The sequence below is a fragment of the Bacillus sp. FSL M7-1020 genome (genome assembly GCF_038050415.1).
Classification (GTDB): domain Bacteria; phylum Bacillota; class Bacilli; order Bacillales; family Bacillaceae_G; genus Bacillus_A; species Bacillus_A toyonensis.
The window spans coordinates 3,427,022-3,439,176 of sequence record NZ_JBBOTW010000001.1; the positions used below are offsets into that span (position 1 = coordinate 3,427,022).

Annotated in this window: 11 protein-coding genes; all 11 read right to left on the minus strand. The window is 37.5% G+C overall.

Translation table 11 applies throughout. From position 1 onward, the window contains the following. Positions 1–136 precede the first annotated feature (136 nt). Complete coding sequence (rpsO, locus tag MHB70_RS17325) at positions 137–406, minus strand: 30S ribosomal protein S15 (protein WP_001229392.1); 270 nt, start codon at positions 404–406, stop codon at positions 137–139. A gap of 100 nt (positions 407–506) precedes the next feature. Then, positions 507–1,478, minus strand: a complete 972-nt coding sequence (gene ribF / locus MHB70_RS17330; RefSeq protein ID WP_061529566.1) for a bifunctional riboflavin kinase/FAD synthetase — start codon at positions 1,476–1,478, stop codon at positions 507–509. 43 nt (positions 1,479–1,521) lie between these two features. Continuing rightward, complete coding sequence (gene truB / locus MHB70_RS17335; RefSeq protein ID WP_061529567.1) at positions 1,522–2,445, minus strand: tRNA pseudouridine(55) synthase TruB; 924 nt, start codon at positions 2,443–2,445, stop codon at positions 1,522–1,524. Between the two features lie 85 nt (positions 2,446–2,530). Continuing rightward, positions 2,531–2,887: a 30S ribosome-binding factor RbfA gene (rbfA, locus tag MHB70_RS17340; RefSeq protein ID WP_000776439.1), complete on the minus strand. Its 357-nt coding sequence runs from the start codon at positions 2,885–2,887 to the stop codon at positions 2,531–2,533. A gap of 15 nt (positions 2,888–2,902) precedes the next feature. After that, positions 2,903–3,184: a DUF503 domain-containing protein gene (locus MHB70_RS17345; protein WP_000582364.1), complete on the minus strand. Its 282-nt coding sequence runs from the start codon at positions 3,182–3,184 to the stop codon at positions 2,903–2,905. Beyond that, positions 3,181–5,241 carry a translation initiation factor IF-2 gene (infB, locus tag MHB70_RS17350; RefSeq protein ID WP_000036352.1) on the minus strand — a complete coding sequence of 687 codons (2,061 nt, stop codon included), beginning with the start codon at positions 5,239–5,241 and terminating at the stop codon, positions 3,181–3,183. Before infB ends, MHB70_RS17345 begins: the two co-directional genes overlap by 4 nt. Before the next feature lie 4 nt (positions 5,242–5,245). Next, positions 5,246–5,557, minus strand: a complete 312-nt coding sequence (locus tag MHB70_RS17355) for a YlxQ family RNA-binding protein (RefSeq protein ID WP_001286525.1) — start codon at positions 5,555–5,557, stop codon at positions 5,246–5,248. Beyond that, positions 5,558–5,830, minus strand: a complete 273-nt coding sequence (gene rnpM / locus MHB70_RS17360; protein WP_000071127.1) for an RNase P modulator RnpM — start codon at positions 5,828–5,830, stop codon at positions 5,558–5,560. It abuts the gene before it with no gap. An 11-nt stretch (positions 5,831–5,841) separates the two neighbouring features. Next, positions 5,842–6,948, minus strand: a complete 1,107-nt coding sequence (gene nusA, locus MHB70_RS17365) for a transcription termination factor NusA (protein WP_000102596.1) — start codon at positions 6,946–6,948, stop codon at positions 5,842–5,844. 17 nt (positions 6,949–6,965) lie between these two features. Continuing rightward, the gene (gene rimP, locus MHB70_RS17370) at positions 6,966–7,436 is read right to left on the minus strand and encodes a ribosome maturation factor RimP (protein WP_000359095.1); all 471 of its coding nucleotides are present in this window, start codon (positions 7,434–7,436) and stop codon (positions 6,966–6,968) included. Between the two features lie 333 nt (positions 7,437–7,769). Continuing rightward, complete coding sequence (locus MHB70_RS17375; RefSeq protein WP_061529568.1) at positions 7,770–12,071, minus strand: PolC-type DNA polymerase III; 4,302 nt, start codon at positions 12,069–12,071, stop codon at positions 7,770–7,772. Positions 12,072–12,155: the final 84 nt, after the last annotated feature.

The following is a 12,155-nucleotide window of genomic DNA, read 5'->3' on the forward strand; positions in this document are numbered from 1 at the left end:
TATTCAATTCTTCTATGTAAATGGATAGTATATCACAATATTCTACCTCTAGTATTGCCGAAAATTAAGTAAGCTATAAAGCGTAGAAGATATATTTTTACCTAACAAAAAAGCGGGAATATTCCCGCTTCTTTGACTATCGACGTAAGCCAAGCTTTGTGATTAATTCACGGTAACGTGTGATATCGCTATTACGAAGGTAAGTTAGTAAGTTACGACGTTTACCAACCATCTTTAATAGACCACGACGTGAATGATGATCTTTCTTGTGAGTACGTAAGTGCTCGTTTAGAGTGTTAATTTGCTCCGTTAGGACAGCAATTTGAACCTCTGGAGAACCAGTATCAGTCTCATGAGTTCTAAATTGTGCAATGATTTCATTTTTACGTTCTTGTGTTAAAGCCATCCTATTTCACCTCCTATTAATTAAACCCCCAATTACCGAGCAAGCGTCGGTGAGTCGCAATGCCAAGCAATGGTTGTCATAAAGTACATAACATAGAATACTACTTTTCATTTGAAAAAGCAAGTATATTCTTTTCACTCGCAAAATATTCTTGTGCTGTTTTCTTATCTTTTGCGATTTGTTCAACTAGCTCATCAATACCATTGAATTTCTTCTCTTCTCTTATACGCATATGCCACTCAACTGTAACACTTTGATCATATATGTCTTTGTTGAACTCAAATAAGTGTACTTCAATAGATAATTGACGCTCATTTTCTTTAAAAGTTGGTTTATATCCAATATTACATACACCATCGTACCATTCATCGTGAACTTTTAATCTCACTGCATAAACACCTACAGGTGGCAATAAATACTCATCACTTAAACCTACATTAGCGGTTGGAAAACCAATTTGTCGTCCACGTTTATCGCCATGTACAACCGTTCCTCCCACTGTATAGGCTCTACCTAAAATAGATGGAATTTGTTCCATTTCACCATTTCGAATTAACTTTCGTAATGCTGTAGAACTTACCTTCTCTTCTTGAAATTCAACTTTTTCAATCACAGTTTGTGTAAACTCCCCTCTTGCATGAAATGGTAAAGTCTCCATCTTCCCTTTTCCTAAACGTCCATATGAATAATCAAACCCTGCTACTACATGCTTTACATTTAAACCAATAATATAATCATCTACAAATTGCTGTGGCAATAAACCTGCAAACGATTCATCAAATTTAATAACATATAATATATCGATTCCTAAGTTTTCGACTATTTTTTCTTTATCATGCATCGGTGTAATATACTCCACATGCGCTTCCTTTTTCCCTAAAACAACAGATGGATGGGGATGAAATGTCATAACTGCACTTTTATATCCGCGTTCATCCGCTATTTGTTTCGCAGTTCGAATCACACACTGATGCCCTAAATGAATGCCATCAAAAAATCCTAATGCCATTACAGTAGGTGGTAATTCTAATTTTTTTTGTTCATGTGGATGAGTTAAATGAATAAGTTTCACGCTTGAATTCACCTTTTTCTGTAATAATCCTTCCAATAATTCATTATAGCTTTAGTTCTTGATTATTCACAAGTACTTTCATTGGCTTTAGCATACCAGGGTGTTTTGGATGATGCTCATAAATTGCTAAGCAACGGTAATTTTTATCAAATACTGTAATGAATGGTGCTGTTATTTCTAATTCATTCTTTAAGAACATACCATTTTTTATTTTTTCTGCTTGCTTTTCATCTACAACCATTTTTGGGAATTTACTTAACGCTTCATCAATTGAAATGAAGATAGACTCTACTGTTCCATTTTGCACGTTTTCTTCAATTTCTTCAAATGATATGCAATCTTCTAGTAAAAATTCACCAGATGCCGTTCTTACAAGATGGGACATGTGTGATGGAAAACCTAGTTTTTCACCAATCATTACTGCTAGCGTTCTTACATATGTCCCTTTACTACACGTTACACGGAAACGGAATGAAATGTTTTCCCCTTCAAACATTTCACGGTCATCAAGTAATACGAATTCATGAATTGTAATGGTACGAACTGGACGTTCAACTTCTTGTCCCGCTCTTGCATATTCATATAATTTTTTTCCGTTAACTTTTACAGCTGAAAACATTGGAGGCGTTTGTTCAATCGTACCTGTTAATGCTGCGAGAACTCCTTCTACTTCCTTACGAGTAATACTACGATCTACATTTGTCGTTTCAACAACTTCACCAGAAGCATCTTCAGTTGTTGTTGAAAATCCTAATGTTACTTCACCTTCATATGTTTTTGTTTCACTCGTTAAAAACTGTGCAATCTTCGTTGCTCGTCCAACACAAATCGGTAATACCCCTGTTACATCTGGATCTAATGTTCCCGTATGACCAATTCGTTTCTCACGTAATATCTTTCTTAATTTAAATACACAATCATGTGATGTCATGCCTTTTGGCTTATGTAATAATACTACACCTTCCATATATGTTCACCTCATCATAATTCTTTCATAATAATTATCCAAACTTATTTTTCATTGAAAAAATGGATAGACAAATGTCTATCCATTATTCTTCACGTTTACCGTCTTTATTAATTTCATGTAAAAGTGTATCAATTCGATGACCATATCCGATAGACTCATCAAATTCGAAAGAAATTTCCGGTGTTTTACGAAGACGAATACGTTGGCCGATTTCTGAACGAATGAAGCCTTTTGCCTTCGCTAAACCTTTTAATGTACTTTCTTTCTGTTCATCGTCACCTAAAACAGAAATATACACTTTAGCGATTTGTAAATCTCCACTCACTTGCACATCTGTTACTGTAACAAATCCGACACGTGGATCTTTAATTTTACGACTGATAATGTCGCCTAATTCTTTTTTCATTTGCTCGCCTACACGGTTTGCACGTAATTTCATAACTCTTCACCTCATTCAGTACCATTCCAATTGTGTTATCGTACGTTCAATTTCAGGAAATGAATCGATGTACTCAAGTACACGATTCATTTCTTTTTCACAGATAACACGATTTGAGGATACGGAAACAATTGCAATTTCTGTACGTTGCCATACATCTTGATGCCCTACTTCTGAAACAGCTACGTTATAACGCTGCTTCACACGAGTGAGCACCCTTTGCAAAATTGCTCGTTTCTCTTTTAAAGAATGCACATCGTAAATCATACACTCGAATGAGAGTGAAGCGATAATCATCGCTTCACTTCTTCCATAATGTATGCTTCAATGATGTCCCCTTCTTTAAGATCATTATATCTCTCAATTGTAATACCACACTCATAGTTTTGTGCAACTTCTTTTACGTCGTCTTTGAAACGTTTTAACGTATCAAGTTGTCCTTCGAAGATTACTACGCCATCACGGATAATACGAACGCCACTATCACGTGTGATTTTACCGTCTATTACGTAACAACCTGCAATTGTTCCAACTTTTGTTACTTTGAACGTTTGGCGTACTTCCGCTTGACCGATTACTTTTTCTTCGAATTCTGGATCCAGCATCCCTTGCATTGCTGATTCGATTTCTTCGATTACTTTATAGATAATACGGTGTAAACGAACATCAACGTTCTCTAATTCAGCTGTACGCTTCGCATTCACATCAGGGCGTACGTTAAATCCAATTACAATTGCATTAGATGCAGAAGCTAAAATAATATCAGATTCTGTAATCGCACCTACACCAGTGTGAATGATTTTTACTTTTACGCCTTCAACATCGATCTTACGAAGTGATGCAGCCATTGCTTCAACAGAACCTTGTACGTCTGCTTTCACAATTAAGTTAATTTCTTTTACATCGCCCTCTTGGATTTGTTGGAATAAATCTTCAAGGCTTAATTTAGATTTTTCACCACGTTGAGCAACTAACGCTTCTTGTGCACGTGATTCACCGATTTGACGAGCTTTCTTCTCATCAGCGAATGCCATGAAACGATCTCCCGCTTGTGGTACTTCATTTAAACCTGTAATTTCAACAGGAGTTGATGGACCAGCAACTTTTACTCGACGACCAATATCACTTACCATTGCACGAACACGACCGAATGATGTTCCAACAACAATTGGATCTCCAACTCGAAGTGTACCGTTTTGAACAAGTAATGTCGCGATAGTTCCTTTACCTTTATCAAGCTGCGCTTCAATTACAGTACCAGTTGCATAGCGATTTGGATTTGCTTTATATTCTTCTACTTCACTCACAAGAAGAATCATTTCTAGCAAGTTGTCAATTCCCTCGCCTTGAATTGCAGAGATTGGTACGAAAATTGTGTCTCCGCCCCATGCTTCTGGAACCAATTCATATTCTGTTAATTCTTGCATTACGCGATCAGGATTTGCCGCTGGTTTATCCATTTTATTCACAGCAACAATAATTGGTACTCCAGCTGCTTTCGCATGGCTAATTGCTTCCACTGTTTGTGGCATAACACCGTCATCAGCTGCAACAACAAGAATTGTAATATCCGTTACTTGTGCCCCACGAGCACGCATCGTTGTAAATGCTGCGTGACCAGGCGTATCTAAGAATGTAATTTTCTTATCGTTTACTTCAACTTGGTATGCACCAATATGCTGAGTAATCCCACCAGCTTCGCCAGCAGTTACTTTTGAATTACGAATAGAGTCAAGTAAAGTTGTTTTACCATGGTCAACGTGTCCCATAATTGTAACAACAGCTGGACGCTCTTTTAAGTTTTCTTCATCATCTTGCTCATCGATGAATGTTTCGAATTCAGTTTCACTTACAACTACTTCTTCTTCTACTTCAATACCGTAATCAGTAGCAATTAACTCAATTGTATCTTTATCTAAGTCTTGGTTAATTGTTGCCATAATTCCTAGCATGAAGAGCTTCTTAATAATTTCAGACGGCTCTTTGCTTAATTTTTTAGCAAGCTCACCCACTGTAAGGCTTCCAGAGAAAGTAATTTTATCTGGTGTTTCTACAATTTGCGTTTGTTGTCTTCCAGCAAAGTTATCTTGACGCTTGTCTTCGTTATCTTTGCCTTTTTTCTTCTTCTTATTACTGTTCTTTTTACTGCGAACAACTTTCTCTTCTACTTCAAACTCATCTGCAACAGAAGGTTTTTCTTCTTGGTACTCATTATCTAATTTGTTTACTACTTCATCGTCTAACATTGTCATATGATTCGAAACCTCGATATTCATTTCTTTTAGTTTTGTCATAAGATCTTTACTTGAGATATTATGTTGTTTTGCATATTCATGCACTCGAATTTTACTCATACCTTCACCCCCGGTAATTTGTATCGAGCATGCTACGCAGCTTTTTCGCAAAGCCTTCATCTAACACAGCTACAACGACTCGCTCATCTCTCCCAATCGCATGCCCTAATTGTTGTCGATTTTCGACCTTTCTCATTGGTACGTTGTAATACGTCGTTTTATCCGTCATGCGTTTTGTTGTATTCACTGACGCATCTTCAGATAGCAACACAAGCTTTGCTTTGCCACTTCGTACTTCTTTTAAAACAAGTTCTTCACCCGAAATAATTTTCCGAGCCCGGTTTGCTAGTCCTAAAAACGATTTCCAATCGGACACTTATTTCGACTCCTTCTCAACAAGCTCAAGAAGCTCTTCGTATAGAGAACCGTCGATTTTCGCTTTTAGATGATGTTCCAAAACATTTTTCTTTTGAGCTTGAAGAATACTTTCTTTATCTTTTGATAAATAAGCACCTCGTCCTGATTTCTTTCCAGTTAAATCAATGGACACTTCTCCCTCTTTGGAACGAACAATGCGAACGAGCTCTCGTTTTGATTTCATTTCTTGCGTTGCAACACATTTTCGTAACGGAACTTTTCGATTGCTCATACTCATCACCTCTATTCGATTTCGTCTTCAACTGAATCGAATCCGAATGCGATTACGCTATCTTCTTCTGTTACAATACCTAGTTGTTTCGCATCAGACTCACTCTTAATATCAATTTTCCAACCTGTTAATTTAGCTGCAAGACGTGCGTTTTGTCCACGCTTACCGATAGCTAATGAAAGTTGGTGGTCTGGAACAACAACAGTTGTTGCTTTTTCTTCTTCATCTACAAGTACTTTAACAACTTGTGATGGGCTTAAAGCATTTGCAACATATTCTACTGGATCATTTGACCAGCGAACGATGTCAATCTTTTCACCTTTTAATTCATCTACAATGCGTTGTACACGTTGTCCTTTCGGTCCTACACAAGAGCCTACTGGATCAACATCAATGTTCTCTGCATGTACAGAAATTTTAGAACGATCGCCTGCTTCACGTGCCACAGAACGAATTTCAACAGTTCCATCATAAATCTCAGGAACTTCCATTTCGAATAAACGTTTTAAAAGACCAGGATGTGTACGTGATACGTAAATTTGTGGTCCCTTCGTTGTTTTTTCTACTTTCGTAATGAATACGCGAATGCGATCATGTGGTTTGTATTGTTCGTTTGGCATTTGCTCACTTACAGGTAATAAAGCTTCTACTTTCCCTAAGCTTACATAGATGAAACGAGCATCTTGACGTTGTACAATACCAACCATGATGTCTTCTTCACGGTCACTAAACTCCGAGTAAATAACACCACGCTCTGCTTCACGCACTCGTTGTGTTACAACCTGTTTTGCAGTTTGTGCTGCAATGCGGCCGAAATCTTTTGGTGTTACTTCAATTTCTAGTACGTCACCATCTTGATAGTTTGGATTAATTTGTCTTGCTTCTTCAACAGAAATTTCAAGACGTGGATCAAACACATTATCAACAACGTCTTTACGTGCTAAAACTTGAATTGTTCCCACTTCTGGGTTAAAGCTCACACGAACGTTTTGTGCTTGGTTAAAATTGCGTTTATAAGCAGAGATTAATGCTGCTTCAATCGCATCAATAATAATATCTTTGCTAATTCCTTTTTCTGACTCTAATACGAGCAAGGCATCTAACAACTCAGTGCTCATGAAGATCCCCCTTCTAACTAAAACGTAACAGCAAGTCGCGCATTTGCAACTTTATCCATTGGAATTTGGATTTCTTTTTTACGTGTTTTAATTGTTAATAATAGTGTAATTGTAGTACCATCGTAGGAAAGTAGCTTTCCTTCAAACATTTTTTCACCATCAATCGGCTCATATGTTTTAATTGCCACTTGTTTTCCTACCGCTTGCTGGAAGTCTTTCTCTTTCTTTAATGGGCGTTCTGCTCCAGGAGATGATACATCCAAAAAGTAAAGATGAGGAATTGGATCCTCTTTATCTAAAGCTTCGCTTAAACGTTCACTTACCGCACCGCATTCTTCAATGTCGACTCCCTTTTCAGAATCAATGAATACGCGTAAGAACCAGTCCTGTCCTTCTTTCACATACTCTACATCTACAAGTTCAAGATTTAACTCTTCAACGATCGGCTGCGCAAATGCTTCTACAACTTCTGTGACTTTCTTATCCATAAACAGCCTCCTTCCTGCCGCCATGTACCATTTACAAGAAAAGATTCCGTCCATAAAAACGGTCTATCTTATTCTTTCTCGTTAGCTAACAAAAGCCCCTGCCGTTAAGCAGGGAATATCTGTCTTAGTATTACCAAATTTAAGAAGTAAAACTTGTAACAAAATATGTATATACGACAGAAATTTCTTACCTCTCTACATCAATAAAACGTAGATAGTAACACGAAAGAGTGGGTTTCCCCACTCTTTTTTTCACACAATATACATGACATGGTTATCTCGGTTAATAGTATACCATAGCAAATACTGATTTGCAAAGACTTTTCCTACCTGCTAGAACAGTGATAATTGGTTTTGATCAGGTAGATCACCTAAGCAACCTTGACTATCTAAATACTCAATAATCGTTTTAGAAACCTTACTGCGCTGCTGTAAATCTTCTTTTGATAAGAAATCTCCATTTTTACGAGCTTCTACGATACTTAAAGCTGCGTTTGTACCAAGACCAGGCACCGCATTAAATGGAGGAATTAATGAGTCTCCATCAATAATGAATTCTGTTGCATGCGAGCGATATAAATCAACCTTTTGGAATGAGTATCCACGCTCACACATTTCAAGTGTCATTTCTAGTACCGTTAATAAACTCTTCTCTTTCGGCGCTGCATCTAATCCTTTTTGCGCAATTTCATCAATCTTTACACGTATAGATGCTGAACCTTTTGCCATCGCCTCTACATCAAAGTCATCTGCACGAACCGTAAAGTATGCCGCATAGAATAAAAGTGCAAAATGTACTTTAAAATATGCGATACGTACAGCCATAAGTACGTAAGCAGCCGCATGGGCTTTAGGGAACATGTATTTAATCTTCTTACATGAATCAATATACCAACCTGGTACATTATTACTTTTCATGTCCTCTTCCCATTCTTCCGGTACACCTTTACCTTTACGAACCGACTCCATAATTTTGAAGGCTAATGATGGATCTAAACCTTGATAGATTAAATATACCATGATGTCATCACGACAACCGATAACTTCACTCAGCGTACATGTACCGTTATAAATTAACTCGTTTGCATTACCGAGCCATACGTCCGTACCATGTGATAGTCCAGAGATTTGGACTAACTCTGAGAATGTCGTTGGTTTTGTCTCTTCTAACATTTGTCTTACGAATTTCGTACCGAATTCCGGTATACCAAGTGTACCTGTTTTACAGTTAATTTGTTCTTCCGTTACTCCTAATGATTCCGGACCTGAGAAAATTTTCATTACTTCCGGATCATCTGTTGGGATTGTTTTCGGATCAATACCACTTAAATCTTGTAACATACGAATAACTGTCGGATCATCGTGTCCTAGTATATCAAGTTTCAATAAATTATCATGAATTGAGTGGAAATCAAAGTGTGTCGTTCTCCACTCAGCCCCTATTGAATCTGCCGGATACTGTATTGGTGAGAAATCAAAGATGTCCATGTAATCTGGCACAACGATAATACCACCTGGATGCTGTCCAGTTGTACGTTTTACACCGGTACACCCTGCTACTAAGCGGTCAATCTCTGCATTTCGTATCGTTAAATTATGATCATTTGCATAACCTTTTACATATCCATAAGCCGTTTTTTCTGCAACTGTACCAATCGTTCCTGCACGATATACATAATCTTCACCGAACAGTATTTTCGTATAGTTATGGGCACGTGGTTGGTATTCGCCGGAGAAGTTCAAATCGATATCGGGTACCTTATCTCCTTTAAATCCAAGGAACGTTTCGAACGGAATATCATGTCCATCTTTTACATATGAAACATTACATGTTGGACATTCTTTATCTGGTAAATCAAAACCAGAACCTACCGAGCCGTCATTAAAGAATTCTGATTGCTTACACTTCGGACATACATAATGTGGTGGTAATGGATTTACTTCTGTAATTTCCATCATCGTTGCAACGAATGATGAACCTACAGATCCACGCGAACCTACTAAATATCCGTCTACTAACGATTTTTTCACCAGCTTATGTGAAATTAAATAAATTACAGCAAATCCATGTCCGATAATACTTTTTAATTCTTTTTCCAATCGGGCTTCTACGATTTCTGGTAGCTCTTCCCCATAAATGCTACGCGCCATTTTATAACTCATATCACGCGTTTCATCATCAGCACCTTCAATTTTCGGTGTGTATAAATCATCTTTTACTGGATGAACATCACCAATTAATGACGCAACCTTTTGTGTATTCGTTACTACAATTTCTTTCGCTTTGTCTTCACCTAAAAATGAAAAACACTCTAACATCTCATCTGTTGTACGGAAATGTACCGGCGGTAATGAATGTCGATTTAACGGATTTGCTCCGCCCTGCGAACTCACTAAAATTTTACGATACATAGCATCCTCTTGATCTAAATAATGCACGTTCCCTGTAGCGACAACCGGTTTATCTAACGTCTCACCCAGTTTTACTAAGTTAGAAATAATTGTTTTTAATTGTCCTTCATCTCGAACAAGTTCACGTTCTACTAAATGACGTAACACCTCTGGAGGCATTACTTCAATGTAATCATAGAATTGCGCAATTTCTTCTACTTCTTCAGGTGCTTTTTGCATCATTGCCTCAAACACTTCACCTTTATCACAAGCCGTTCCTACTAAAATTCCTTCACGATATTTTTTTAATAGTGACCTTGGTACACGTGGCACACGGTAAAAATAATTCAGGTGAGAATATGAAACAAGTTTATATAAATTTTTCAATCCAACATCTGATGTAGCAAGTAATGTCATATGACTTGGACGCCCACGTTTATACGCATCCCCTTGTCCCATACTATCATTTAATTGATCATGATATTCAAATCCCTTTTCAATTACATCTTTTAGCATTTTCACAAGTAAGTATCCCGTTGCTTCAGTATCATAAATCGCACGGTGATGTTGCGTTAATTCAATATCAAGCTTTTTACACATCGTATTTAATCGATGGTTTTTCATTTCCGGGAATAAGAACCGCGCAAGTTCTAACGTATCAATAACAGGGTTATTCGTTTTTGCTAGCCCTGCCTTTTTAAAACCTACGTTAATAAAGCCCATATCAAAGCTTGCGTTATGAGCAACAAGTGTATGGTCACCCATCCATTCCTCAAACTTTTTAAACACTTCGTCCACTTCTGGTGCATCAGTTAACATATCATCTGTAATACCTGTTAATTCAATAATCGTCGCAGATAATGGTTGATGCGGATTTGCGAAAGATTCAAAACGATCAATGATTTCGCCACCTTTTATCTTTACGGCAGCTAACTCAATGACTGTATCGTATACAGCTGATAAACCTGTCGTCTCAACGTCGAAAACAACATACGTTTCCTCTGCAAGTAAACGATGCGCTTCGTTATATGCGATCGGTACACCATCATTAACTAAATTTGCCTCTACACCGTATATAACTTTAACCCCAGCCTTTTTACCCGCAGAGTATGCTTCTGGGAAAGACTGAGCAACAGCATGGTCTGTAACTGCAATAGCCTCATGTCCCCATTTACCAGCTTGAGCAACAAGCCTAGAGACAGGCGTAACAGCATCCATTTGACTCATTTGGGTATGAAGGTGAAGCTCTACACGTTTTTCACCTTCTGGCGCCTTATCTTTACGAGATGGTCCTGTTATTTCATTAATATCGTTTGCAATCATTACTAAATCTCGAACAAACGTATCATTTTGAACAGAACCACGTGCTTTCACCCACATTCCTTTTCTCAAGGATTGCAGCATTGGAATATCTTCTTTGTCACGCGAAAACATTTTGATCATAATAGAATCCGTATAGTCCGTTATTTTTAAAGTTAATAACGTACGCCCACTACGAAGCTCTTTTGTTTCTACATGGAATACATACCCTTGAACCGTTTTTCTTCGTTCTTCATCTTGAATTTCTCGCATCGGTGTAATCTCTTCATCTGGCTTAATAAGATATCCGAGTACAACCGGTCCTTCATGCACAACGCTACTTTCTTCAGCTTGCTTCTTCGCCATTTCTTCCATAGCTTGTATTACACGCTCACGGTCTTCTTGCTGAGTTTGCTCACGAAACTTTTGCATTTCTTCTGCATTTTGCTTTATATGTGTGTCTAACTGAAAACGTGGGAATCCAAAAGCTTCGTATTGATCACCTACTGGTTTCGTAACATTTTTCTTTAAAGCAGTAGATTCTAACTCGTTATTCACATTTATTAACAACTTCACTCCATTTACCTGAGGTAGTTGCTTCTTTAAGTAAGCAAACATAGGTGAAAATGTAATTCGCTCCGTACAAAGCGGCCAATATGCCTTCACTTCTTCTTCTGTAAATTGTTTATTCTCTGCTTGTAATGCAAATGTTGTTCTTGCAATATGAGAAAATGATTGCTTAAGCTTCACTTCTAGCAATTCATATAATTCTGTCGGCAAAATACGTGGCACTTGTAAGTCAAAATGCCAACCTTTATTCGCTTTATCAATAACTAGCTTTTCAATACCACCGCCCTGTAAATATTGATTTATAAGGTCTTCTGGTATTTGCAACTGCTGGAGCAAAATTTGAAATCGCTCTTGTTGTTCATTTGTTAATGACATAAGCACTCTCCTTCCATTTGCTATTATAAATTGAAACGTACTACAAAGAAAGATGTCTCCCTTCTTCTTTTACAAAATACGTTT